Origin of the sequence: Anabaena azotica FACHB-119, from assembly GCF_014697625.1 — a bacterium.
GTDB lineage: Bacteria > Cyanobacteriota > Cyanobacteriia > Cyanobacteriales > Nostocaceae > Trichormus > Trichormus azoticus_A.
In genome coordinates this window covers 181892-207083 of the sequence record NZ_JACJSG010000005.1, presented here as the reverse complement: position 1 = coordinate 207083, position 25192 = coordinate 181892, and the positions used below count along the sequence as shown (strand labels likewise).

The window sequence follows — 25192 nt, the reverse complement described above, 5'->3', positions numbered from 1 at the left end:
GTCACCTGTCAACTGTCAACTGTCAACTGACTAATGACGCTCTAGGCTGGCTTCCATTGTGCTGGTTAAAAAATGACCTGACATCACACCGCTACTTAAGTAGTAAGAATCTTCACAAACGCGGTGCATGGTTTCAAATCCGCTACGGCGTTGCCGATCGCTCATCACCCAGTAACGCTGTACAATTGTATCTAGACCAATCCAACCTTCGCCTTCCACTTGTCCTAAAATACTATGTTGGAGTAAAAAAGTATATTGGCGCTCTCCTTGATGCAAACGCCCCTTATACTGTAAAGAAATTTCTGGGCGATCGCTACCTGGAAATACGAGTTTTGCCGCCATACTAAACCAATTATCCCGATTCCAAGCCACCAAAATCATACCCCTAACAGTGATGGGCAGATCATTCCGTTCTAACCAACTGCCTTGGATTTTCCAGCGCCCTGGTTCTAATAAAAATGTGTGACCCACCGTTGTATCTTCCTCGCCTTGATCAGTTGACAGTTGACAGTTATCAGTTATCAGTTGACAGTTATCAGTTGACAGTTGTCAGTTGTCAGTTATCAGGTTATTTCCACACTGTCCACTTTTCACTGTTTACTTTCCACTTTCCGCTTTTCACTGTCCACTGTCCACTGTCCACTGTCCACTTTTCACTGTCCACTGCTGATTAATTTCTCCCAACAGAACTTCTGCCGGTGCGCCTGTGGCTGTTGGTAAGTTGCCGGGGATACCTAGTTGTCGCCAGTAGGCGAGGACAGCAAAGGCGATCGCTTCTTTAAAATCTGCGTTTAAGCCTGCTTCATCAGTTGTTAAGACGGGAATCTTGTCTAAGGCTAGTTGTAATCTTTGCTTTAAGTACAGGTTACGGCTACCGCCACCACATAAGAATACAAGCTGTGGCATTTGTGGTAAAAAAGTCCGGTAGCTGTGAACAATGGAAGCTACAGTTAGTTCTGTGAGTGTAGCTAACATATCGGCGGGGCTGAGTTGGTATGGTTCCGCGTCTTGGAAACATTGGTTGAGGTAAGCTACACCAAATAACTCCCGACCTGTAGATTTAGGTGGCGGTAAATGAAAATATTCTTGCGTCAGCCATTTTTCTACTAGGGGATGGCAAGGAGTGCCACTAGCAGCCCATTTACCTTCTTCATCATAAGTTTTAGTACCACCACTGAGATGCTCTACGGCTAAATCTAACAGGCTATTGCTTGGCCCGGTATCCCAAGCGCGAATTTGCGACAGCCAGTTATCGGTACGGGGTGGGATATAAGCGACGTTACCGATACCACCTAAATTTTGAATACAACGACTCTCATGGGGATGACTCAGTAAAAAGGCATCGACTCTAGGAACTAGTGGTGCGCCATGTCCACCAATAGCAATATCCGCAACACGGAAATTACTGACAGTGGTAATTCCTGTTAAATAGGCAATCAAAGCACCCCGACCAAGTTGCAGGGTATATCCCAGGTTTTTCTTCCCCTCTCCTCCTGGCTCTGGTGGTCGATGATACACAGTTTGCCCGTGAGAACCGATTAAAGTTGCTGGCTGATGACCTGTTTGAATGTTTTGGGCGGCTTGGGCAAAAGCTCTGGCGATCGCATCATCTATTTGTGCTAATTCCCACATAGAAATAGCTTCTCCTGCACAAATTGCTAATATGCGTTCTCTTAAGTCCGCAGGGTAAGGATAGGTTTGTCCTGCTAGCAACTCAACTTTGATATCTAAATCTTTACCAGTAATTTCTACTAGGGCTGCATCTATACCATCTACAGATGTGCCACTGATTAAACCGATAACGCGCTTTGGGGGGGCAGATGCTTCACTGGGAGCCATGAGACTGTTGATAAGTTTTGCTAATCGCAAGTTGTAGTTTAAAAGATGCTTGCCTTTTTGTCAAAATTCACGGGATCTGGAAAACCCCTCTCCAAACCTCTCCCCTGCAAGGAGAGAGGCTTTAATTTCTTCCCCTTCCCTAGTAGGGAAGGGGGCTGGGGGGTTAGGTCTGGCGTTAGCTTTTCCACATGATGTGAAAAGTCAGAGCGGTTAGAGGCTAGAGGTTAAGGTTTTGGCTGTGTCTTCTCAATCTTGTTTGGATTTTGGCGATCGCACCCAGATTGCTTTGTGCGACTTCTTGTCGTCATTTCTTGCCCAAGTGCGATCGCCTTCTCAATTTGCTATACATTGCTTCTTAAATAGGACTTACGCATAAAAACGAAAAATTAAGGGTTTGGGCAAGGGTGTAGGGGTATAGGGGTGTAAATCTTTAAAACCCTTACACCCTTACACCCTTACCCCCCTACACCCTGTTTCAACAGATAACCTTGGTGCGTAAGTCCTGTTAAATAAGCTTTCTGTGAAGATTTAGCTGATTTCCATATTATTTAATTATTGTTTAATCTTTTCTTAATTCTGTTGTGACAGTTTGATGGGGATAACTGCTAAAAAAATACCTCAGTTATCTGTAATTTTACATAAACAGGATAAGTACAAGGGAAATCTGCTGTGCTGTTTTTTTCATGTGTAATTTCTTCTTTTTTACAGCGATCTATTCACTGCAAGTAGGGCTGTACATTACGTCATCAAACATCAATCTTTCATGGAGAATTACTCATGGCACTAACAATAGGAAGCATTGCATTTGTTGGGTTTAACGCAGATGGCAATGATAATATTGCGTTTGTTGCACTAACGGACATTAATCCCGGTGAAGTGCTTATTTTTGAGGACAACGAGTGGAACGGTACTAGCTTTAATGACACTAACGAGGGTGCATTTAGCTGGACGGCAACAAGTCTAGTTCCGGCTGGTACGATTGTGCGAATTGATAATATTGGCTCAGGTACTATTACCGCTAGCACTGGGACAGTTGTCACGCCTGTATCTGGACGGGGAAGCAATCGCGGGATTGCTGCTGATAATGAGGTAATTTACGTATATCAAGGTGATGCTAGCTCTCCCACCTTTATTACTGCGATCGCCAACAGTGGATTTACTTCTACAACTGGACTGTTGACGAATACAGGCTTAAGCGCGGGAGTCAACGCCCTTGATTTATCTACCGTTGACACAGGGGCAGATATTGCCGCCTACGTAGGAACTCGCGGTGGACAAGCTAGCTTTAGTAGCTATTTGCCACTCATCAATAATGCAGCAAATTGGGTAACACAAGATGGGTCTGGTGATCAGAGTCTTGATAATACTACCCCAGATTTGCCTTTTAGCGCCGTTGCCTTTACTGTTGGTTCTACTACCCCCTCAGTTAATCTCTCACTCAGTACTAATACAGGTTCGGAAGCTGGTCAAACGGTAATTACTATTACAGTCACCGCTTCTAGTGCAGTGGTAGGTAATCAAACTATCACCCTTGGGGTGGGGGGAACTGGGATTACCGCAGGTGACTACAGCCTTAGTAACACAATCATCACAATTCCTAATGGACAAACTTCCGGTTCTGTCACCTTGACTGTTGTGGATGATGTGTTGGTTGAAGGCACGGAAACGGCTGTGCTGACAATTAGCAATCTTTCTGCGGGTATTGCTTTGGGGACTACCACAACTCGAAACATCACAATTACAGATAACGATACCCCAAAAGTACCTACAGTCAGTATTACAGCAACTGATGCCAACGCCGCAGAATCTAGCACCACCGTTAACAAGGGTAGCTTCACCCTTACCCGCACCGGAGATACTACCGCCGCGCTGACGGTGACTTACACGGTGGGCGGTACGGCGACGAATGGTATCGATTATAACGGGCTGACTGGTTCAGTGGTTATTCCTGCGGGACAAGCATCCGCTACAATCACTATTACCCCAGTGAACGATGCGACAACCGAAGGTAACGAAACTGTCACCCTTACCTTAGTGGATGGAGTCAGCTACGATTTGGGTGTAGCTAATGCCACCGTTACCATTGCCGATAATACCGCAGGTACACTTAAGAAAGTTGGTAGCTTTACTAGTGCCAATGGGGCGGAGATTTCCGCCTTTGATCCGGTGAGCGATCGCTTATTCGTAGTCGCAGGTAATACCGTTGAAATCTACAGCATCAGTAACACCGGAGCGCTGACAGCCGTAGGTAGTTTGAATCCTGGCTTGACTGCGCCGGTTGGTACGGAAATAATTCCTAACAGTGTGGCAGTCAATAATGGAACGGTGGCAGTTGCCTATGCAGTTCGCAACACCACAACCGGCGCTCAACTTCCCGGACAAGTTGCCTTTTTCAATGCGGCTGATGGTTCCTTCTTGAAGTCGGTACAAGTAGGCTACCTGCCAGATATGTTAACGTTTACACCCGATGGGAAGAAAGTGTTAACGGCAGACGAAGGAGAACCCAACAGCTACGGACAAGCTAATTCTTTTGACCCAGAAGGGTCTGTGAGCATTATTAACTTGGAAAATGGGGTGGCTAATGCCACGGTGCAAACTGCTAGTTTCACTGCATTTAACAGTCAAATTGATAGCTTGAGAGCATCTGGTGTACGGATTTTTGGGCCGGGTGCTACCGTCGCTCAAGATTTGGAACCCGAATATATCGCTTTTTCTGGAGATGGGACAAAAGCTTATGTCACCTTGCAAGAAAACAACGCTCTGGCAATTGTCGATATTGCCACAGCCACAGTGACTGAGATTAAACCCTTGGGGAGAAAAGACCACAGCTTACCAGGGAATGGCATAGACCCCAGCGATCGCGATAATGGTATTAATACTCGTCAAGTTCCCGTGTCTGGGTTGTATCAACCAGATGCGATCGCTAGTTATACGGTGAATGGGCAAACCTATTATATTACCGCCAATGAAGGCGATGCCCGTGATTACACTGGTTTTAGTGAAGAGGTACGGGTAGGTAGCAATAGCTATACCCTCGATGCGACTACCTTTGCTGATGGGGCAACTTTGAAGCAAAATGCTAACCTGGGACGGCTCACAGTGACGAATGCTACAGGTGACACCGATGGGGATGGGGATTTTGACCGCATTGAGGCATTTGGTGGGCGATCGTTTTCTATCTGGGACAGCAACGGTAATCGGGTATTTGATAGCGGCGATCAGTTCGAGCGAATTACGGCTACTCAAGTGCCTAGTTTGTTTAACTCTGATGGTAGCTTTACTTCCCCTAACTTTGATAGCCGTAGCGACAATAAAGGCCCTGAACCAGAGGGAGTTGTGGTTGGTGTGGTAAATAATCGCACCTACGCTTTCATCGGGTTAGAACGCACGGGAGATATCATTGTTTACGAAGTTACTAACCCCAATAGTCCGCAATTTATTGAGTATATCAATACACCAGAAGATATTGGCATTGAAGGTTTAACATTTATCTCGGCTGCTGATAGTCCCACAGGAAAAGCGTTGTTGGTAACAACAAATGAAGTTAGTAAAACTGTAGCTGTGTTTGAATTTACACCGCCTGTGCGAATTAGTGAGATTCAAGGCAGCAGTCATATTTCCCCTTTCAATGGACGGGGTGTCAGAAATGTTCAGGGTATTGTTACAGCGATCGCCGCTAACGGTTTCTACATCCAAGACCCCAATCCCGACGACAATTTGGCAACCTCTGAAGGGATATTTGTTTTCACAGGCAGTAACTCGTCCATTCTCAGCGCCCGTCGGGTGGGAGAGGCTGTGTTGGTGAGTGGGACGGTTTCCGAGTTTCGTCCAGGTGGTAGTGCTAATAACTTGACTGTTACCCAAATCGGTAATAACAACAATGTGCAATCGTTGACTGTGAGTGCTTGGACAGATGCACCCACTACCACAATTACCCCGACTGTATTGGGTAATGGTGGGCGGACGATACCAACTCAGACAATTAACAACGACTTTACCACCCAAGGCAATGTAGAAACAGGGGGCGATTTTGACCCCATCAATGAAGGTATCGACTTCTACGAAAGCGTGGAAGGGATGCTAGTTCAGATTAACAATCCAGTGGCAACTTCCCCCACTGGCAATTTTGGGACATCGGAAGAAATCTGGGTGCTAGCAGACAATGGGGCAAACGCCACTAGCCGCACATCGCGCGGTGGTAGCTTGATTACATCCACCGATTTCAACCCAGAACGGATACAAATCGATGATTTGATTAATGGGGCTGTGACTTTACCAGATGTGAATGTAGGGGCAAAACTCAGTAATGTTACAGGTGTGGTTAGTTATGATTTTAATAATTATGAAGTGCTAACCGCCTCTTCCCCAACGGTAGTACAACCATCACCACTGCAAAAAGAAGTCACAAATCTCACTGGTAGCGCTACTCAATTGACTGTGGCTACCTTCAACGTAGAAAATCTCGACCCTGGTGATGGTGATGCGAAATTTAATGCCATAGCAAATGCAATTGTGAATAATTTGCGATCGCCTGACATCATCAGTTTGGAAGAAATTCAAGATAACAACGGCCCAACCAACGATAGCGTCGTGGATGCTAGCGCTACTTACCAAAAATTGATTGATGCGATCGCGGCGGCTGGCGGCCCCACCTACGAATATCGGCAAATCAACCCTGTTGATGACCAGGACGGCGGAGAACCTGGAGGTAACATCCGCGTCGGCTTCCTGTACAACCCTAACCGGGTTCGCTTTATAGAACGTTCTTTAAGACGGATAACCGATACCAACTTGGAAGATGGAGATGCTTTCGCCAATAGCCGCAAACCATTAGTGGGTCAGTTCTTCTTTAATGGTGAAATAGTCACGGTGGTAGGGAATCACTTTAATTCTAAAGGTGGTGATCAACCGTTATATGGCCCCAACCAACCCCCCAACCTCACCAGCGAAGTTCAACGCAATCAACAAGCCACCATTGTTAAAGACTATGTTCAAGGCATCTTATCAAAAAATCCCAACGCTAATGTGATTGTGGCGGGTGATTTGAACGACTTTGAGTTTTCCCAACCAGTCAGCACTTTAGAAAGTGGTGGCTTAAATACTCTAACTGAAACCTTACCAGAGAACGAGCGCTATACCTATAACTTTCAGGGCAACGCGCAAGCACTAGACCACATCCTGGTGAGTGACAATTTATCCTCCCTACTGGATGGCTATGATGTGGTTCACATCAACTCTGAGTTTGCGGATCAAGTCAGTGACCATGACCCGGTGGTTGCCCAATTTAATATTGAGGTAGGTATCACTTTAAATGGTGGTAATGGTCAAGACACCCTCAATGGTAAAAGCGGTAACGACACCATTAACGGTGGCAATGGTGATGATGTCTTGTATGGCAACCGAGGAAATGATACCTTAATAGGTGGCAATGGTAACGATGTAATCTGGGGTGGTGCTGGTGCTGATTCTCTCAACGGCGGCAATGGTAACGATACCTTAATAGGTGGATTGGGTAAGGATACCTTGACTGGTGGAAGCGGAAGCGATCGCTTTGTCTACAATGCCTTTAATGAAGGGACGGATACCATAACTGATTTCACCACCAATCAAGACATTCTGGATTTACGCGGTGCATTCCAATCTTTGGGTGTAACTTCTGTTACCAGCGACTATTTAAGATTGGTTCAATCAGGTAGCAATACTTTGGTACAGATTGACCAAAATGGCGCAGTAGGTGGGGCAATTTTTAGTACGTTAGTAACTTTGAATGGGGTGAGTGCGAATAATTTAGCGATCGGTACAAACGTTTTGGTGTAATATCAATTCGCCATTTGTCAGTGGTATTGCTTACCAAAATCATGATATGGTGGGCAATGCCCACCCTACTTTTCCTGTTCCCAGTCCCCAGTCCCCAGTCCCCAGTCCCCAGTACCTTGTTCTGATTTAGATGTAATTATTTCTGTAGGTCGTAAAACTTTTTCACCGATGAGAAAACCTTGACGGACAACTTGAATAATTGTTTGGTCTTCTACATCGTTTCTAATTTCCCGGTCTACTACTCGACAGTAATTAAAATCGGGTTGGTCACTGTGCAATTCTATAGGTTTAACTTGACGTTTGCTTAGTACACTGAGAAATTTACGATTAACTGCGCCGACAGATTTGGGTAAGTGCTGGATAAATTCTGGGCTGGGATCTTGGTTATTTTCTAAGTATTTTAATAGGGCTTCGAGTGCATCTGTAACTTCTAAAAGTTCTAATAATAAATCTTCTGTATAGGCGGTAGCTTGAGTTTGTTGTTCTCTTAAGGATTGCTGGAGTACAGTGTTTTGCTTTTGTAAACTGCCAAACTCTTGTATTAACCAGTCACGTTGTTCTTGAGTGAGAAAGTAACGGTTGGCGATGAATGCAGTTACATCTTGGGAAGATGGGGATATTTCCGGCTGAATACCCAAAAATTTGGATTTCAGCCAATTGGTAAGTTGCAGGTAAAGTGAGGGTGATTCAGACACGGGAAGTTTCTGTGGATAACATCGGTAAGGTTTTGTTCGCCCAATCTTGTAGTTGGGGATGGGGTTGATTGACTTTGTAGTATCATTAACTAATGTATATTCAGTTTTTTTAATTGCGTAAATTTCCCATCTAAAGCCTTTGGATATTTTACAATCCTCATAATTTTAATACAGTAAATACCCACATTATGTTTTAATAAAATGTGGGTTTACATTGTCGGTTTTATTGGCAATAAACAGAGCTTTGATCAAAGAGGTTTAGGAGGTTGTTTGAAAAGTATTATTGCTGACATCAAAATCTTAAAGACCTAACCCCCCTTCCCTACAAGGAAATGGGGATTTTAAAGCCTCTCCCCGCGTCGGGGAGAGGTTTGGAGAGGGGTCTTAAGTATATTTTGCACCTTTTCAAACATCCTCTAAGGAGGCTATGAAGCTTATACAGCCAGCAATTTAGCTCTATGGTTGCCTGTCCCCTATCCCCTGTTGCCTATCTGGGCGAGTGTACCAATATGCCCAAGCAATCAAAACTGCCTGAAATGGTAATCTGGCAATGTAGAGTAATTGGTTGTGAGGAATGCCATCGACTTGAATATTGTGGATAGTCATATAGATGTTAGCAGGGAAGACAGCAATAAATAAAGAAATCAATCCCCATGCGACTGCAACACTAACGGCGGGAATCATTAAACCAATGCCACCGAGAATTTCCAAAACACCGCTAAGGTAAACTGATGTGAAAGGCGGAAATGGTGGCGGGACAATTCGGGCATATTGCTCTGGTCGGAGAAAATGAGTTATGCCAACGATGATGAGACACACGGCAAAAATCCCCCGGAGTAGTTCTTTACGGTGATAGGCTTGGTCAATTACAGAAGACATAGACAGATAGAGAGTGTACTGACCACATGGTAGGGATTGCTTTGCGATCGCACTTCTACCTAAAGTTAGCTATAAGTCAATACAGTCCCGTTAAGACTAGATAGAATGGCAAATTTGATTTAACATCCTGATTTCTTCCTTCTCTTCGAGAGGCTGCGCCAACGGTTCCCAACGGGTACGGCGTTTATCGGCGTTTATCGGCGGTTAATTATTCTTATCTGAACCGTATTGAGCTATAAGTTGGGAAGTTGCAGAAATAAGTTGTCTCAGAAAACCCGGTAAAGCATTACTCAAATCTTGTTTTGCCCTTGGTTCGAGAGAAGCAACAATATGCTGATATGATGTCATGCACTCATGTGTCTAATGTCCAGGCTTTATGCCATCGTCTAATGGGCGATCGCATAAATAAAAAAATAGATAAATTCGAGCTTATAAAACTAGACAGCTATTAATATTAGCTCTTAAATTTCTTGGTCATGATAGTTTTTTTCTATCAAATTCATAATTTCGTCAAAATCTTTTATTTTTATATTCTCAGATGTTTCTGAGAGTTTTTCTATAATCATACGAAGCCTTTGTCTACAACACTCTGGATCATTTTCTTCACATCCCAGGCATCCTCCTCCAAGTGGTTCTTCTGATTTTTGGTCAATACCAGGTAGTAGCATTAATCTTTCTTGAATTTTTTTTCTTCTAGTCTTTATTTCATCTTCATTATTTCCCTCTTCTATGTTTTCTAACGAGTATTCAGAAGATACTGTCATTTGCAATATTGCCTCTGTTATTTGCTCAATGTTCATCATTTTTTTATAAAAAGCTTAAATGTTCTACGAAGAGATATAGTTTTGACAAATTTTCTTAACTTTTAAGAAAGTACCATCGTCTTGCTTGAACAAGCCATTCTTAAGATATCCTTGTAGTATATCACAATTATACAAAAGTAATTTATCTACTTTGTTGTTGTATTTATTAGGTAAATTTGGTTTACCAATAAACCATAATTTCACTGTTGTATCATCGCTAGCAGAAACAATTAAGTGGCTATTTTTGTCAGGACTAAAATTCACTTCTTCTACAGCATTTTTATGTGCTTCAATACTATCTAATAATTGACCATTGAAATTCCATATTTTAATTAATCCATCCCCCCCGGCAGAAGCAATTCTTTTCCCTTCAGCATCTACACTTATATTATTTAGACTGTCCTTGTGTTCGGTATTGAATGTTTTTACAGGTTGCTGATTCTCTAAATTATCTAATCTTGCTATATTCCATATGTTGATTTCTCCATCGTAATCACTAGATACAAGAAAGTTATTTTTCGGGGAAAATTTTATAGAACTGATTAGACCTGAATGTTCTCCCATGATTGTAACTCTTCCAGTTTCGATATTCCATATTTTTACAAATTTCTCATCTGTAAAAGCAATATGTTTACTATCAGGAGCAAAATCAATACGTCGAATCAGGTGATCACTTATATACTGTTTGTTAAAAATATTATTTTTTGCATTCCACAGAATAATAGATTTGTCCCTACTCGCAGAAGCAAGAAAATTACCATCTGGGCTAAATGCTATATCATATATAGCATCTTTTTGTTTTTCTAAACTCCTTATATAATTACCATTTTCATCCCAGAGAATAATTTTTCTATCTGCGCCTGCTGAGGCTATCATATTATTTTTCGGACTGAATTTAACGCTATAAACTCTACTTTTATGCCTCTGCATATTTTGGAGCATTTTTCCATTGATATCCCATAATTTTACCGTTTTGTCATAACTAGCGGAAACTATTTTTTTGCCATCAGGACTAAAGTTAATGCTAGTAACTGCTTTGATGTGCCTTTCCAGTCGATTTCGCTCTCTTGCTCCCAATAGGATTTTTTCACTTGATTCGATATCAATAGTATCTTCTAAGTTTATTTCTTTCATCAAATCTAGTGCTTCCACAGTCTTGAGTAAAGCTGATAACTGATCTTGAGAGTCAAAAAACGTTTTAGATACTAAAGTTAACGCTGTTAATTCTCCTATCTTTGCCTGTTTAACTTCACTCTTCTGGCTTTTAAACAATATTACTCCAAATGCTATAAATGAACATAATAGCCATACTAAAGCCCAAGTTCTTTGCTTTTCAGCTTTTATTTTTGCTTTAGCCTCATGCAGCTTTTCTGACTCAGCTTTGGCTTTAGCTTCAGATGCTTCCCGCAATTTTTTTTCCTGCTCAAGCTCTGCTATTATTTCTTGCTCACGTCTTTCAATGCTCTTACGCAAAAATTCTGCTTCCTCTGGGATCAATCTTGGCTGATGCTTATTTACCCATTCAGAAATCACAGCTAACTTTGCCCCAGTTAACAGTGCATCATCAGATTTATTAAAACTTTCTCGCCACTCCTGACAATCTTCTTCTAAAGCGCGACTGAGACGAATATTTTCTCGATTTTCTGCAACCCAACTATTGAGTAATTTCCACTCAGATAATAGTGCTTCATGAGCAACTTCTACAGTTCTTTCATCAGTAATAATTAAGCGTTGTTGAGAACCTGCTAGCAATCCTACCACTTTTTGTAGTTGCTGTGGTGAATCTGCAACTGCTGTTAATTTCTCCCAACTTATACGCCTTCGGGTTACTTCCCCAGCTTCGCCTAATTGCACCAATTCCATAAATAGATGGCGCGTAAATTCTTGATCTACAGGTGTTAAACTTTGATAGAAAATTGTGGCTCGTTTATCTAATGCGCCTTTAACTCCACCTATTTCTTGATAACCTTGACGAGTCAAAAGTGGCTGTGGTGATTCTGGCACTTCAATACAAATTCGCCATAGCTCCTTGAGAGCATATTGTAACAGAGGTAATGCTCCCGGTTGTCCTAAAACATCAGCAATAATTTGTGAGAGTAAACCAGCTTCAAAATCCACGCCATGCAATTTTGCTGGTTTTTCAATTGCTTCTTCTAACTCAGAAACAGACATCGGTGTCACAATAAATGATGTAGGAGGGACGCTGTTAATCAGAGAAACAACATCTGAATATTCAGCACATCGATTTAAAAAATCACCACGAATGGTGACAATTATTCTTGTTTCTACTTCATTTTTGTTGACTTCTTGTACTATTAAATTGATAAAAGCTTGGCGTTCTGCCTCGTCTTGACAAAGAGTAAATATTTCTTCAAATTGATCAATTAACAATACATAGGGTTGATTTTGCTGTTGCTGTCGAGATAGGATATCTACTAATTTACCTAGAGGATGTTCTCCGGGGGTAAAGGATGCTATTTCCCATTGACTGCTTCCAGGTAGGCGATCGCTTTTTAATTGTGGTAGTAATCCAGCTTTGACTAAAGAAGATTTTCCACTACCTGAATAGCCGATGACAGCCACAAAACGGCTATCTGCTAGGCGCGAAATTAAGGTGCGGACTGCTTGTTCTCGTCCACAGAAATATTTTGCTTGCTCTGCTTCAAAAGCATACAGTCCACGATAGGGATTCTCTTGGTCAAAAGCAACTGTATTTTCTGTAGAAATATCGATTTGGGGATATGTCACTAGGGTAATCGAACGTCCCCAACCCATGCGAATAGGTTCCTGTACTGAACCTTTGAGTTCTTGGCTAACAAAATCAAATAAGCGATCGCCACTTATTCTCCCACTACTTCCCGCATTTTCATCGGCTAACCCCTCAATCACTGCACTTGTGAAAATGCTGTATTGTTGGCTTTTCATGGCTCCCGCTCTTTCAAAGCCACGACAAGCGGTAATTAAGTAATAATCTTTTTGCGAACTGAAAGCAGTTAATGTCCGTTCAATTAATTGTCTTTCTAGAAAATAACCGCTATGACAACAATCGAGTAGCATTACCAAACTGCTCAATTGTGAATCTCTAATTAATTCATTCAGGCTATCCAGAGAAATTCCATATTTTTGTTCAATAATTTGGTTTTCCTTCAGTTCAACCTGACAATCAGAACTTGCTAAATATCCCGTTTGTTGACCTAAATTATCATAAATAGTAAAACCATGTCCACTAAAATAAATTAGCGCTTCATTGTTAGTTGCTTGTTCTAATAAAAACGTTCTCAATTCTTGACCAATTTTAGCACCAGTAACTTTTGCACTGACAACTTCATAACCATTTTTTTCTTTATTCCAACGCTGCGGTAGTCTTTGAACAGACTGGAAATCACCATATTTTTCTAGCAATTGTGCTACAGCTTCAGCGTCATTCGTAGTTTTCGATAAACCCGGTAATGAGGGGCTGACATACTCAGCGATGCCAATAACAAGGGCATACCGTGCCATTTAACATACCTGGAAAGAATAGTTTTGACAAACATATGTAGATGATAGTATTAATGATAACATTAGTACATTCAAATTTAGCAAGCTGAAGTCTTTTAGAAGAATTATTATACAGTAATAAATTTTACCCAAGGAAGATTATGTCAGACGTACAGCAAATATTTTTCGAGGCAGACGGAACACTTGAGCAGATAGACATTAGCCTAACTGCAACCGAAACAAATCTTGAAATTGAGGATTCAGATGATGGTATAGAATATAAAGATGTGCGAACAGATGCGATCGCTAAAATGCAACAAGCTCGCCAAATGATTAGAGGTTATACCCTCTATGCACTTAGTGCTTTTAAAGACTTCCACGCAGCAGAAATTGAAGAAGTAACCCTCAAATTTGGGATTAAAATGGGTGGCAAAGCGGGTATTCCTTATATTACAGAAGGTTCTGCCGAAAGCAATTTGGAAATTCAAGTTACGTGTAAGTTTCCAGAAAAACTGAAACCAAATTCAGCAAATCAGGAATAAATTTTTACACATCCTCCTAACTCGACTTTATCCAAAATTAATGGCAAAAACTTTTTCGATGTCAATGATTCTTAGTGATATCCGAAAAGTAAAACTTTTGCTATACAAAGGTTTCAGCTTATGTATCGACTAGAAAATGGATAAAGTCGAGCTTAAAGGATATCAGGACTTACGCAAGTGTCACAATTGGTGGTAGGTGCGTGACGCTACAAGTCTCACTACTACGTTCAAATATTTTCGCAGCGTCACACACCCTACGAAAAAATATGCCAGTTGCGTAAGTCCTAGATATTTTAAAATTATTCCACATATAAAATTAGTAGGACGGGCAAGATGCCCATCTTACTAATTTTATAGGGCTATAAGAATCATCCCTGAATTCAACAATAACCAAATTAAATATTTAAATCTTTTAAAGCCAAACGAATTTGTTCCATACGCCTGCGGTTAACACCAAGGTCTGAGTCACCGATGCGAGAGGCCGATCGCAGATGAATGACTGACTCATCAGCAGGTAAATAAAATTCTACATCATCAACAAACTTGAAGATGCGGCTTTTAGAAAGAGCGTGGATGTAACTATCTGTCTGTTCTACAACCTCTGTACGCGGAACAACGCTAAGAACTTTGAGTAAGATTTCTCTTGCTTGATCCCGGCTGACATGATAAGGAATGGGATCGATGGCGTGTTTGGGATCAGCATTTTGACTAACAACACAATTTGGGGAAGCTGGACAAGCACTGAGATAACCGTTATTCACTCCTAACCCAGAAACAGCAGCCCAAGTAGGTACAGACAAGATTACACTACTCGTCAAGAAGAATGTTGCCAAAACAATAGTTAATAAAAATTGTTGTGCGATCGCTTTCAACAGACGGAACATATTAACAATCCTCAGAATTGGTCATTAGTCATTAGTCCATAGTCAACAGTCAATAGTCAACAGTCAATAGTCCACAGTCCATAGTCCACAGTCCATAGTCCACAGTCATTAGTTTTCCTCCCCCACTCCCCCATCTCCCCCCACTCCCCCCACTCCCTCATCTCCTCCTCTTCCTCTCCTTCCACGTCCCACCATAAACATAAAAGGGGTTATTCTCACTCACTCCCACCCAACATTGACGACAGACGAAAATCCAATTACCGTTTTCCTCAAATTTCACCCGATACAAAATCGGTGCAGTCAAACTGCACCGATCGCACATCTTAACTCGATTCGCATCTGACATGATCCCTCACGCCAACGCTGAAGCCTGGGGTTTGGCAAAAATCATTCTTCCGGCTGAGGTTTGCAAGGCGCTAGTCACTACGACTCGCAATTCCCCTCCTACATAACTGCTACCTTCCTCAACGACAACCATTGTGCCATCGTCTAAGTAGCCTATGCCTTGACTGGGTTCTTTGCCTTCCTTAAGAATTTTTAAGTCGAGGTTGTCCCCTGGTAAATAGGTAGGACGGACTGCATTTACCAAGTCATTAACATTTAACACTGGCACTTTCTGCACGCTGGCAACTTTTGATAAGTTGTAGTCATTGGTGAGGAGTGTGGCGTTGATTTCTTGAGCAAACCTAACTAATTTAGCATCGACTGTAGAAATATCTTCATAGTCAGATGGATTAATCAAAATGCGGTCTGGGTAAGCTTCCCTAATACGGTTGAGAATTTCTAATCCTCGCCTTCCCCGTACCCGCTTTTGGTCTTTACTAGCATCAGCTACTTGCTGTAGTTCCAACAATACAAATTGGGGGACAATAATTTGTCCTTCTAAAAAGCCAGTTTCTAACAGCGCCTCGATGCGACCATCGATAATACAACTAGTGTCTAAAACTTTGGTATTGGCAGGTTTTAGCGTCCCTTCCGCGACCATTGTTTCCACTGTATTGGGGTTAATAAATCGTAATAAACCCCGCCCGTGGGTGTCGGCTAAATTCATCCCCGTGACAGAGAGGATAATACTACCAACTACTGCCACCAATGGTTTAATAAAACTAAAGTCGGTGGGAATAGGCAGTAAGAATAAAGGCGCTAGCATTAAGTTGGCTAGCAATAATCCGATCACTAAGCCAATGGCACGAGTTAAAATTACTTCCAGAGGTAGTTCTCGAATTTGAGCTTCTAGGCGACGGTATGTCGTTTGGAAACTTAAGCCAACAGCACCACCAATAATGGCGGCAAAGACAGCAACGGTTAAGCGTAATGCTTCTAGATTCGTGACTCGATCTAACGTACCATCGGGTAGTAGTTCGGTGCTGTAGAACCCTATTCCTGCTGCTGCCAGGATGAATGAGAAAATAATAATGGCATCAAGCATGATCTTGGTTTGTTCCTGCGACTGTTTTACCTGATAAAGTCAAGTATTTTTAATTTCATCGGTAAGAGAGACTAATTATATTGACTTAGACTAGGGTTTTATGCAGGCAATATCTGCAAATATTATAACCAAAGTGATTTACCTCCTGATTTGTCATAGCTACGTCATAAATCGATAGAAACCTGTAAATTAACAATTTATTTTCATTATTTCTAATTTTGCGTTAATTAAGTTTATTCTTGTTCATAAATATGCAAAAAGTTAATGATCTTTGCCTTGCTAGTTCTGCCTATGTACACATTCCCTTTTGCAGACGGCGATGCTTTTATTGTGATTTCCCCATATCTGTTGTAGGCGATCGCCAGCGCGGAGAGACTTCTGTTACCATTTCCAAATATGTAGATGTACTTTGTCAAGAAATTGACATTACACCTATCCTTGGTCAACCCCTCAAGACCGTCTTTTTCGGTGGGGGTACGCCTTCGCTCTTATCAGCACAACAGTTACAAAAAATACTTGTTACCCTAGATAAGCGGTTTGGGATCACCTCTGATGCAGAAATCTCTATGGAAGTAGATCCAGGCACATTCGATCTAGCACATATCAAAAGTTATAGTAGCGTCGGTATCAACCGCGTCAGTTTGGGTGTACAAGCCTTTCAAGAGGAATTGTTGAAATTAGCAGGGCGATCGCACTCGGTCAAAGATATTTTTGCAGCTGTAGACTTAATTCACCAAGTTAAGATTCCCGAATTTAGCATAGACTTAATTTCCGGTTTGCCGCATCAGTCTTTAGATCAATGGCAACATTCCCTAGACACAGCCGTAAAAATTGCACCCACCCACATATCTATCTATGATTTGACAATTGAGCCTGGGACAGCCTTTGGTCGTTATTACAAACCAGGAGACAACCCCTTACCTACCGATGAAGCCACTGTAAAAATGTATCAGATGGGTCAGCAAGTTTTAACTGCGACTGGTTATCAACATTATGAAATTTCCAACTACGCCAAGCCTGGACACCAATGTCAACATAACCGCGTTTACTGGGAAAATCGCCCTTATTACGGCTTTGGGATGGGTGCGGCGAGTTATGTAGAAGGGAAACGCTTTACTCGTCCCCGTAAGACTAAAGAATACTACCAATGGGTGCAAGAATTGATCGCCAATGAGGGTGTGATTGATTGGGAAGTAACACCAAAGGAAGATGTGTTATTAGAAACATTAATGTTGGGGTTACGCTTGGCTGAGGGTGTAAGTTTAGCCGCACTTACCCAAGAGTTTGGCGAACAGAAGATACAAGAAATTCACCAGTGTTTGCAACCTTATGATCAGCAAGGTTTAGTGCAAGTTGCGGGTGAAAGGTTGCGGTTGACTGATCCCCAAGGTTTTTTAATGTCTAATGTAGTGTTAGCAGATTTGTTTAGTAAGTTGACAGTTGACAGTTAGTAGGGTGCGTCAGTATGAAGATTTTCTTGGTATGGCTAGGGTTTATCGTAAGTAGCGCAACCTACATTGTCAGGACTTACGCAACTGGCAAAGTAGTAGAGTGCGTCAGATGTGGAAAATCCTTGAATCTGTACGAAATTATTGGGGCTGACGCACCCTACAGTTAGTTTAATTATGACACTTGCGTAAGTCCTAATTGTAAAGATTTTTATCTGGAAGTCCCTTATCAGTTGTCAGTGGGCAATGTTCCCTAAAACCATAATACTTAAGCGGTTTCCAGACTATACCCTATACCTGTACCCTGTACTCTGTTACCTGAAATACAAATTGAATACTTGATTACTACAGCTTAAGCGTGATGTTATTGACTATAGGTATATGTTTCACTGGCTAGCGTAAAGATTCACCTTTACAGGCAAATTTTTACCTACAGCATACGGAGGTTAAATGTCAATACTTAAAGCTGTTAACAGCATTGAAGAACGTTTGCAAATACAACGTTTACAGGAACCAACGCGCGTAGTTACTTCTACCGTTGGGAGTGATGTGGTGAAAGGGTTGACTCAAACAAGCAAATCTTTACCGCCTTGTTACTTTTATGATGACAGGGGTTCTGAGTTATTTGAGCGCATCTGTGAGTTACCAGAATATTACGTGACACGCACAGAAACGGCTATTTTACAACAGTATGCGGGTGAAATTGCCAAAATTACTGGTGCTTGTGAATTAGTAGAACTGGGTAGCGGCAATTCTACCAAAACTCGGATTCTACTAGACGCTTATCAGCAACTAAATTATCCTCTGCATTATTTACCAATTGATGTCTGTGCAGGGATTTTGGAAAGTAGCGCCAAGCAGTTACTACAAGATTATCCTTCCTTAAAAGTTTACGCCTTAGCGGGAACTTACGAGTCAGCGCTGGCACAACTCACAACTAGAAAATTATCTAGTAGGATGATCTGTTTTATTGGGAGTACGTTAGGTAATCTCAACCTGCAAGAGTGTGATGTCTTTTTATCACAAATTAAGACAAGCTTACAAGTGGGTGAATATTTCTTGTTGGGGATAGACTTGCAAAAGCCAAAGGAAATTGTGGAACCAGCATATAACGATAGCCAAGGAGTAACCGCAGAGTTTAATCTCAATATGTTAGAGCATTTGAATCGGCGGTTTGAGGGTGATTTTGATACGACACAGTTTGCACATTGGTCGTTTTATAATGAGACGGAAAAGCAGATTGAGATGCACTTGAAGAGTGGGCGATCGCAAACAGTCCATTTAAAATCTCTCAATCTCACCGTTAATTTTGCCCCAGGTGAAACCATCCTCACCGAAATTTCCCGTAAATTCGACCTTGACACCATCAAGCAGCAACTCGCAGCCAAAGGTTTAACACCCATCCAAACATGGACTGATCAAAATCAATGGTTTGGGTTATTGTTGTGTCAGTTGCAAGCGTAGATAGTACCAATTCTTAATTCAAAATTGAATGAGCCAGATTTTACTAAGTTTCTCAGTATAAATCTGTTGCTGAATTTGGGAAAATGAGTATAACTCAGTATTAGCGCAAGGTTAGCCCTGCGCTTTTTTTACACAGTTAAAATCAGATGTGCATCAATACTTCAACTTCACAAGCAATACTTGTAGGCTGAGGAATAGCCAAGCCATCTTCTAGCATTCCCTCTATATGAAACTCAATAGCTTCAGCAATCATTTGTTTTACTTCATCTAAAGTTTCACCTGTAGCCACACACCCAGGTAAATCAGGAACATAAGCAGAATAATTATTTTCAGCTTTTTCAATCACGACAGCGTATTGCATCACGTTTTTTCCTTACAACTGTGCTTGTCTCCATATACTACTTAGAGTACCTGGGGCTAAGTCATCTGACAATTTACCCGGAACTGTTACTTTACCAGCTTTATCAGGGTGTTTGAACTGGCGATGACTACCTTTTGTTCTGGCGAGATACCAACCATCAGTCTCTAGTATTTTAATAACTTCTCGGACTTTCATGCTATCACTTCTCTGTAACAATAAAATTTTTGTTACAGATATAATCGCTAATTAAGAATTAGAAATCAATAAGATTTTCCTTTTTTGCAGAGTTTTCTCATTTGTCAAAAATTTCCCATTTTTGCAATCTTATATGATATGTGAAAATTTATTATCCAAACTTAGATATCAACCAATAGGATGATTACCAGGATTGACTGCATGAATAAATTCACTACCTGATTTTGGTCTACCGCGTTTATAACTGGCTTCCTCTGGTTTACCCCATCCTAACTGTAAAACTATTTCTAAAAAGTTAGGGTTCTCCCATTTCCATAAAGTAGCCCATTCTGTTCTCTGTACAATTCTTTCCACATCAGACAGAGAAATAAGTTGATGTTGTTTGTTATTATTAAAGCTCAAATATAAATCCATCCCGGAAGAGACTTCATACCAAAATTGTAAAATAGAATTTCTTGCAGCTTGTAATATCTCTAAATCGCTGCTTAAAGCAATTAATTGAGTATCAACTTCTGGATAACGTAATACTTTGCCTTTTACTGATACTTCCTTCCACACAATACCAGAAACTAGATATTCTCTTTGATAGTCATGAATGGCATTTTTAAAATCTTGATAAGCAGTAAATTTTTGTAGTCCATCTGTTCTGATAAACTGGTCAATTACAGGATTGCCAGAAACAGTTATTTCTAACTTTAGACGTTCTCCTTTAAGGCAAGCTTGACGTTCAGCCGCCAATATTTGGATTAGTTCTTCGGTAGTATAAACCTTTGACATCAAAACACGCTTAATTGGTCATTAGTCAACAGTCAACAGTCAATAGTCCATAGTCAATAGTCCATAGTCAATAGTCCATAGTCAATAGTCTATAGTCAACAGTCAATAGTCCATAGTCAACAGTCAACAGTCAACCGAATATTCATATTATCTCTTGCCATTATGGGGAATGCAGTAACGCATATCACTAAAAATTAGGGCAGACCAATTTTGGTCTACCCCCAATGTTACTTGGCTAACTCACTACTGAACTCGTTGAACGATCGCCTTTTTAATTGTACTGATTCGGTACGCGGCAATAAATCAAACACTTCCCGCAGTTTATCATCGATTTCTTCATAAGGCACTTGACCTTTCTTATTGAAGACTACCTCCCCAGACTGATTAAACACTACAATCTGCGGCACACCCCCAGAATAGTAATATCCTGGTTCGGTGGGTTCGTAGGTCTTTTTAGGCAGAAAGGTATCAACACTAATAGGAATAATCTCGGCGGCTCTACCGTAAAATTCTTGTATCCGCGAAATCACGATCGCATACTGTTTACAGTCTTTGCTGTCATCCAAATAGAAAGCCAAAACTGTCGGTTTATGTTCTGCTAAGGATTGGGCTAAGGTAAATTTAGATGGTACTAACGACCCATTGCCAGCATAAACTACAAACATATTCCCATCATAAAGGTCATCGTTTATACCAGCAAAGGCTGGCTGCATCCCTAGCATTAACAGAAACATAAGCAAAAACAGGCATTTAGTCACCAACCGCCGCCAGTCAGCAATCTGCTTATGTAAAAAATCAAACTCAATACTACTCATCAAAAAGAACCTTGCAAGCTACTGTTTGTCTTCGGTATGTGCTGAATTAGGCAACCTGGGCTGGATATATAATTACGCCCGTATACTATTTTTTAAGATAGCGCCTAGTGGGTACTGTGGGTAGTTGACAGTTGACAGTTATCAGTTATCAGTTATCAGTTATCAGTTGACAATTGACTATGGACTATGGACTATGGACTATTGACTAATGACTAATGACTATGAAAATTATAGATAGGCTGCGTTTGGGTTTGGCGGTGTCGGTGGCGAAAAGCGTAACTTTTTTGGTGCGATCGCTGCGTCTGGGTGCTGCTAGTGTATTACCAGGGTCAATTGCTCGGCGAATTGAACCCCGGCTGTTACAATTGTTGAGTCAGCAGGTGAAAAATGGGGTCATTATCATCGCTGGTACTAATGGTAAAACTACTACGGCGCTGCTGTTACGCACGATATTAGAAAATAAAGGTTATCGTGTCTGTCATAACTCCACGGGTGCAAACCTGGAAAATGGGTTGATGACGGCTTTACTAGAAAGCACTAGCTTGGTGGGGACTCTGGATGTCGATTATGCGATTCTGGAAGTAGACGAGAATATTGTCCCCAAGGTATTAAAGCCACTCCAACCGAGAATTATCCTCTGTTTAAACCTGTTCCGTGACCAACTTGATAGGTACGGCGAAGTAGATACCATCAGCAAGCGGTGGACTAAGGTTATTTCGACGCTTCCACCGGAAACCGTGGTCATTCCCAATGCTGATGACCCTACATTATCGCTTCTCGGTCAGCAGTTACAGCAAAAGGTCTTATTCTTTGGCTTAAATGAACCAGAACATTATTTAGAAGCTATCCCTCACGCTGTTGATTCTATTTATTGTCCCCAATGTGGACATCCTTTAAATTACCAAGGCGTATATTTGTCGCACCTGGGAGATTTTACTTGTCCGAGTTGCGGTTTTAGTAAGAGTCAACCAGCGTTAGCCAGTAGCGAATGGTCGCAAATTCTTGTAGGTTTGTACAATAAATATAATACCTTAGCAGCCACAACCGCCGCCATAGAATTAGGTGTGGATGAAGCGACAATTAGAGATACTATTAATAATTTCCAAGCCGCTTTCGGTCGTGCGGAAGATTTAGTAGTTGATGGTAAACGGGTGAGAATTTTATTATCAAAAAATCCTGTGGGAACGAATGAAACAATTCGCGTCGTCACCCAAAGCACAGATAAAACCACATTATTAGTATTAAACGATCGCACCCCCGACGGTACAGATGTATCTTGGATTTGGGACGTAGATACAGAAAAATTAGTCGAAAGAGGAGGAACCTTAGTCGTCAGTGGCGATCGCGTCTATGATATGGCGCTACGTCTGCGTTATAGTGAAAAGTCGGCGGATAGTAATCTTAACTTAATTGTCGAAGAAGACTTACGTCAAGCGATCGCAAAAGCCTTAGAACAAACCCCACCCACCGAAACCCTCCACATCCTCCCCACCTATTCAGCCATGCTAGAAGTCCGCGAAGTTCTCACAGGAAGGAAAATTTTGTAAATTTGATAGGTGACAGGTGACAGTTGACAGTTGACAGTTGACAGTTGACAGTTATCAGTTATCAGTTATCAGTTAACAGTTAACAGTTATCAGTTGTCAGTTGTCAGAAGGCTTCTTCCTTTACCCCTTCCCCTTTCCCCCTTCCCCCTTTCCCCTTTCCCCTTTCCCCTTCCCCCTTCCCCCAAACATGACACTAGAATTAACTATCGGTTGGCTATATCCTACATTGATGAGTACCTACGGCGATCGCGGTAATGTGATTACTATAGAACGTCGCGCCCAATGGCGGGGATATAGCGTGAAAGTATTACCCCTAGACCAAAACGCTACCGCAAATGATATTAAATCTGTAGATGTCATAGTTGGTGGTGGCGCACAAGATAGACAGCAAGAAATTGTCATGCGCGATTTGCAAGGCGCGAAAGCTGACGCAATGCGTGATAAAATTGAAAATGGCACACCAGGAGTTTTTACTTGTGGTTCACCCCAGTTATTGGGACATTATTACGAACCAGGGTTAGGACAGCGTATTCAAGGGTTAGGAATACTTGATTTAGTTTCTATCCATCCAGGTGAGAATACCAAGCGTTGTATTGGTAACTTAGTAATTGAAGTTACAGCCAGCCGTTTAGCGAAAGATTTAGCAGAAATGACGGGAAGCAAAGCCTATTTAGTAGGTTTTGAAAATCACGGTGGTCGGACTAAGTTAGGTAAGGTAGAAGCTTTAGGAAAGGTAGTTTATGGTTTAGGAAATAATGGTGAAGATGGTACTGAAGGCGCATTTTATCAAAATGCGATCGCCACTTATTCCCACGGCCCATTGTTACCCAAAAACCCCTTTGTTGCTGATTGGTTAATTCAAACAGCCTTGCGCTTAAAGTATCAGCAGCCAATTACTTTACAACCTTTAGATGATACCTTAGCTGTGCAGGCAAGGGAAGCAATGTTTAAAAAGTTGCAAGTTAATCTGCCAAAATCTAGTTTAATAGCTAAATAATAAAATTATACCGCAAAAATCTTGACAACAAACCGATTATCTGTTCGGGCGCACAGATGTGCGCCCCAACTAATAAACTCGCCCCCATTCTGGCTGATAAGTTTGCAGCGCCCGCATATATTGGGCGCGTTCAAAAGCGCTAGGGTTAGGACAGTGTTTTTGACTCATGCTTCCCTGGAGTTGCTCTACTGACTCGTATTCGTGTTTTGCCATCCATTGGTGCATTTCCTGTTCAATACACCTGATATGATCTATGCCATGTCTGAGTAAAACAGAACAAAGCATAGTAATATTTGCCCCAGCCATGAGCATTTTTAAGACATCATGGGCGTTATGAATACCACTGGTAGCAGCAAGGTCAGCATTAATTCTACCGTAGAGGATGGCAATCCAACGTAGAGGTAAACGCATAGCTTGGGGTGTGCTTAAAAGTACATGAGGCTGTACTTCTAGGGTTTCTAAGTTAATATCTGGCTGGTAAAATCGATTAAATAACACCAAAGCATCAGCCCCAGCATCATCTAAACGCTTGGCGATGTTTGCCATATTGGTAAAATAAGGACTCAGCTTCACTGTTACCGGAATATGCACGGCTGCTTTGACAACCTTGAGCATATTGATATAATTCTGCTCTATCTGTTCGCTAGTTAATTCAGGATCAGTATGGACAGAGTAAATATTTAACTCTAAAGCGGTTGCACCTGCTTGTTCAATCATTCTAGCGTAGTCAGTCCAACCATCCAAGGAAGAACCATTGAGACTGGCAATAATGGGAATTTTTACCTTTTCTTTGGCTTCGTGAATGAGATTTAAATATTCTTCTGGGCCGAGGCGAAAAGTTTGATACTGGGGAAAATATGTTAAGGATTCAGGAAAGCTTTCAGTTCCGTAAGTTAAATGATCATGTAATTCGTAACTTTCTAAACTTAACTGTTCTTCAAACAAGGAAGGTAATACCACTGCGCCTATACCTGCATCTTCCATCCAAAGGATGTTGTCAATCTCTCCAGATAAAGGAGATGCTGAAGCTACAAGTGGCGATCGCAATCTTAACCCTAAATAATTAGTTGTTAAATCCATCAGTTATATCTCTGTTAAAAAATCTATGTATGTAGGGAACAGGAGTTAATAAACCTCATGAGTAAATGTATAAGTTAAAAGCTTATATATTGAACTTAAGCCCAAAACTTGAGGAACTTGTGAAGAAGGTTGCTGAGTTT

Annotated in this window: 22 protein-coding genes; 7 read left to right on the top strand and 15 right to left on the bottom strand. The window is 41.5% G+C overall.

Annotated elements, in window-relative coordinates; translation table 11 throughout:
- Nucleotides 1-30: 30 nt before the first annotated feature.
- Entirely contained in the window at nt 31-471 is a 441-nt protein-coding gene (locus H6G83_RS05375) for a hypothetical protein (RefSeq protein WP_190468090.1), read from the bottom strand.
- Between the two features lie 147 nt (nt 472-618).
- Nucleotides 619-1839, bottom strand: a complete 1221-nt coding sequence (locus H6G83_RS05370; RefSeq protein WP_190468087.1) for an anhydro-N-acetylmuramic acid kinase — start codon at nt 1837-1839, stop codon at nt 619-621.
- 238 nt (nt 1840-2077) lie between these two features.
- On the opposite strand from H6G83_RS05370, the gene H6G83_RS05365 reads away from it, so the two are divergent.
- Both H6G83_RS05365 and H6G83_RS35150 read left to right on the top strand, forming a co-directional pair.
- Nucleotides 2078-2215: a hypothetical protein gene (locus H6G83_RS05365; RefSeq protein ID WP_190468084.1), complete on the top strand. Its 138-nt coding sequence runs from the start codon at nt 2078-2080 to the stop codon at nt 2213-2215.
- 401 nt (nt 2216-2616) lie between these two features.
- Nucleotides 2617-7656 (top strand): choice-of-anchor I family protein, encoded by a 5040-nt coding sequence (locus tag H6G83_RS35150; protein ID WP_190468081.1) that lies wholly within the window; start codon nt 2617-2619, stop codon nt 7654-7656.
- A 65-nt stretch (nt 7657-7721) separates the two neighbouring features.
- Here H6G83_RS35150 and H6G83_RS05355 read toward each other — a convergent pair whose 3' ends face one another.
- From H6G83_RS05355 to H6G83_RS05335, 5 genes are all read right to left on the bottom strand, one after another.
- Nucleotides 7722-8351: a nucleotide exchange factor GrpE gene (locus tag H6G83_RS05355; protein ID WP_190468078.1), complete on the bottom strand. Its 630-nt coding sequence runs from the start codon at nt 8349-8351 to the stop codon at nt 7722-7724.
- A gap of 456 nt (nt 8352-8807) precedes the next feature.
- Nucleotides 8808-9230, bottom strand: a complete 423-nt coding sequence (locus H6G83_RS05350; protein ID WP_190468074.1) for a DoxX family protein — start codon at nt 9228-9230, stop codon at nt 8808-8810.
- 204 nt (nt 9231-9434) lie between these two features.
- A complete protein-coding gene (locus tag H6G83_RS05345; RefSeq protein WP_190468071.1) occupies nt 9435-9578 on the bottom strand; it encodes a hypothetical protein in 144 nt (47 codons plus the stop codon).
- 113 nt (nt 9579-9691) lie between these two features.
- Nucleotides 9692-10030, bottom strand: a complete 339-nt coding sequence (locus tag H6G83_RS05340) for a hypothetical protein (protein WP_190468068.1) — start codon at nt 10028-10030, stop codon at nt 9692-9694.
- 27 nt (nt 10031-10057) lie between these two features.
- Entirely contained in the window at nt 10058-13534 is a 3477-nt protein-coding gene (locus H6G83_RS05335) for an nSTAND1 domain-containing NTPase (protein WP_190468066.1), read from the bottom strand.
- A gap of 140 nt (nt 13535-13674) precedes the next feature.
- On the opposite strand from H6G83_RS05335, the gene H6G83_RS05330 reads away from it, so the two are divergent.
- Nucleotides 13675-14055: a CU044_2847 family protein gene (locus H6G83_RS05330; RefSeq protein WP_190468063.1), complete on the top strand. Its 381-nt coding sequence runs from the start codon at nt 13675-13677 to the stop codon at nt 14053-14055.
- Nucleotides 14056-14450: 395 nt separating this feature from the next.
- Here H6G83_RS05330 and H6G83_RS05325 read toward each other — a convergent pair whose 3' ends face one another.
- The 3 genes from H6G83_RS05325 to H6G83_RS05315 all read right to left on the bottom strand — a co-directional run bounded on the left by H6G83_RS05325 (nt 14451) and on the right by H6G83_RS05315 (nt 16368).
- Nucleotides 14451-14939, bottom strand: coding sequence for a DUF1499 domain-containing protein (locus H6G83_RS05325; RefSeq protein ID WP_190468060.1), 489 nt, complete (start codon nt 14937-14939; stop codon nt 14451-14453).
- A 157-nt stretch (nt 14940-15096) separates the two neighbouring features.
- A complete protein-coding gene (locus H6G83_RS05320) occupies nt 15097-15285 on the bottom strand; it encodes a hypothetical protein (RefSeq protein WP_190468057.1) in 189 nt (62 codons plus the stop codon).
- Between the two features lie 6 nt (nt 15286-15291).
- Nucleotides 15292-16368 (bottom strand): PIN/TRAM domain-containing protein, encoded by a 1077-nt coding sequence (locus H6G83_RS05315; RefSeq protein ID WP_190468054.1) that lies wholly within the window; start codon nt 16366-16368, stop codon nt 15292-15294.
- Nucleotides 16369-16619: 251 nt separating this feature from the next.
- Here H6G83_RS05315 and hemW point away from each other — a divergent pair, with 251 nt between their 5' ends.
- Both hemW and egtD read left to right on the top strand, forming a co-directional pair.
- A complete protein-coding gene (hemW, locus tag H6G83_RS05310) occupies nt 16620-17819 on the top strand; it encodes a radical SAM family heme chaperone HemW (protein WP_190468051.1) in 1200 nt (399 codons plus the stop codon).
- Nucleotides 17820-18266: 447 nt separating this feature from the next.
- Nucleotides 18267-19280 (top strand): L-histidine N(alpha)-methyltransferase, encoded by a 1014-nt coding sequence (egtD, locus tag H6G83_RS05305; protein ID WP_190468048.1) that lies wholly within the window; start codon nt 18267-18269, stop codon nt 19278-19280.
- 142 nt (nt 19281-19422) lie between these two features.
- Here egtD and H6G83_RS05300 read toward each other — a convergent pair whose 3' ends face one another.
- The 4 genes from H6G83_RS05300 to H6G83_RS05285 all read right to left on the bottom strand — a co-directional run bounded on the left by H6G83_RS05300 (nt 19423) and on the right by H6G83_RS05285 (nt 21428).
- Entirely contained in the window at nt 19423-19641 is a 219-nt protein-coding gene (locus H6G83_RS05300) for a type II toxin-antitoxin system HicB family antitoxin (protein ID WP_190468044.1), read from the bottom strand.
- Between the two features lie 12 nt (nt 19642-19653).
- The gene (locus tag H6G83_RS05295) at nt 19654-19836 is read right to left on the bottom strand and encodes a type II toxin-antitoxin system HicA family toxin (protein ID WP_190468041.1); all 183 of its coding nucleotides are present in this window, start codon (nt 19834-19836) and stop codon (nt 19654-19656) included.
- Between the two features lie 168 nt (nt 19837-20004).
- Nucleotides 20005-20613 carry a hypothetical protein gene (locus H6G83_RS05290; protein ID WP_190468038.1) on the bottom strand — a complete coding sequence of 203 codons (609 nt, stop codon included), beginning with the start codon at nt 20611-20613 and terminating at the stop codon, nt 20005-20007.
- Between the two features lie 227 nt (nt 20614-20840).
- The gene (locus tag H6G83_RS05285; protein WP_190468035.1) at nt 20841-21428 is read right to left on the bottom strand and encodes a thylakoid membrane photosystem I accumulation factor; all 588 of its coding nucleotides are present in this window, start codon (nt 21426-21428) and stop codon (nt 20841-20843) included.
- Nucleotides 21429-21649: 221 nt separating this feature from the next.
- On the opposite strand from H6G83_RS05285, the gene H6G83_RS05280 reads away from it, so the two are divergent.
- Both H6G83_RS05280 and H6G83_RS05275 read left to right on the top strand, forming a co-directional pair.
- Nucleotides 21650-22975 (top strand): MurT ligase domain-containing protein, encoded by a 1326-nt coding sequence (locus tag H6G83_RS05280; RefSeq protein WP_390821231.1) that lies wholly within the window; start codon nt 21650-21652, stop codon nt 22973-22975.
- A 187-nt stretch (nt 22976-23162) separates the two neighbouring features.
- Nucleotides 23163-23972, top strand: coding sequence for a type 1 glutamine amidotransferase (locus H6G83_RS05275; protein WP_190468029.1), 810 nt, complete (start codon nt 23163-23165; stop codon nt 23970-23972).
- 69 nt (nt 23973-24041) lie between these two features.
- Here the strand turns inward: H6G83_RS05275 and H6G83_RS05270 are convergent, their stop codons facing one another.
- Nucleotides 24042-25052: a dihydroorotate dehydrogenase-like protein gene (locus H6G83_RS05270; RefSeq protein WP_190468026.1), complete on the bottom strand. Its 1011-nt coding sequence runs from the start codon at nt 25050-25052 to the stop codon at nt 24042-24044.
- Between the last annotated feature and the right edge of the window lie 140 nt (nt 25053-25192).

Coding starts and splice junctions, on each gene's coding strand:
- H6G83_RS05370 (WP_190468087.1), bottom strand. CDS start 1,839: ATGGCTCCCAGTGAAGCATCTGCCCCCCCAAAGCGCGTTATCGGTTTA.
- H6G83_RS35150 (WP_190468081.1), top strand. CDS start 2,617: ATGGCACTAACAATAGGAAGCATTGCATTTGTTGGGTTTAACGCAGAT.
- H6G83_RS05350 (WP_190468074.1), bottom strand. CDS start 9,230: ATGTCTTCTGTAATTGACCAAGCCTATCACCGTAAAGAACTACTCCGG.
- H6G83_RS05345 (WP_190468071.1), bottom strand. CDS start 9,578: ATGACATCATATCAGCATATTGTTGCTTCTCTCGAACCAAGGGCAAAA.
- H6G83_RS05340 (WP_190468068.1), bottom strand. CDS start 10,030: ATGAACATTGAGCAAATAACAGAGGCAATATTGCAAATGACAGTATCT.
- H6G83_RS05335 (WP_190468066.1), bottom strand. CDS start 13,534: ATGGCACGGTATGCCCTTGTTATTGGCATCGCTGAGTATGTCAGCCCC.
- H6G83_RS05330 (WP_190468063.1), top strand. CDS start 13,675: ATGTCAGACGTACAGCAAATATTTTTCGAGGCAGACGGAACACTTGAG.
- H6G83_RS05325 (WP_190468060.1), bottom strand. CDS start 14,939: ATGTTCCGTCTGTTGAAAGCGATCGCACAACAATTTTTATTAACTATT.
- H6G83_RS05320 (WP_190468057.1), bottom strand. CDS start 15,285: ATGTCAGATGCGAATCGAGTTAAGATGTGCGATCGGTGCAGTTTGACT.
- H6G83_RS05315 (WP_190468054.1), bottom strand. CDS start 16,368: ATGCTTGATGCCATTATTATTTTCTCATTCATCCTGGCAGCAGCAGGA.
- hemW (WP_190468051.1), top strand. CDS start 16,620: ATGCAAAAAGTTAATGATCTTTGCCTTGCTAGTTCTGCCTATGTACAC.
- egtD (WP_190468048.1), top strand. CDS start 18,267: ATGTCAATACTTAAAGCTGTTAACAGCATTGAAGAACGTTTGCAAATA.
- H6G83_RS05300 (WP_190468044.1), bottom strand. CDS start 19,641: ATGCAATACGCTGTCGTGATTGAAAAAGCTGAAAATAATTATTCTGCT.
- H6G83_RS05295 (WP_190468041.1), bottom strand. CDS start 19,836: ATGAAAGTCCGAGAAGTTATTAAAATACTAGAGACTGATGGTTGGTAT.
- H6G83_RS05290 (WP_190468038.1), bottom strand. CDS start 20,613: ATGTCAAAGGTTTATACTACCGAAGAACTAATCCAAATATTGGCGGCT.
- H6G83_RS05285 (WP_190468035.1), bottom strand. CDS start 21,428: ATGAGTAGTATTGAGTTTGATTTTTTACATAAGCAGATTGCTGACTGG.
- H6G83_RS05280 (WP_390821231.1), top strand. CDS start 21,650: ATGAAAATTATAGATAGGCTGCGTTTGGGTTTGGCGGTGTCGGTGGCG.
- H6G83_RS05275 (WP_190468029.1), top strand. CDS start 23,163: ATGACACTAGAATTAACTATCGGTTGGCTATATCCTACATTGATGAGT.
- H6G83_RS05270 (WP_190468026.1), bottom strand. CDS start 25,052: ATGGATTTAACAACTAATTATTTAGGGTTAAGATTGCGATCGCCACTT.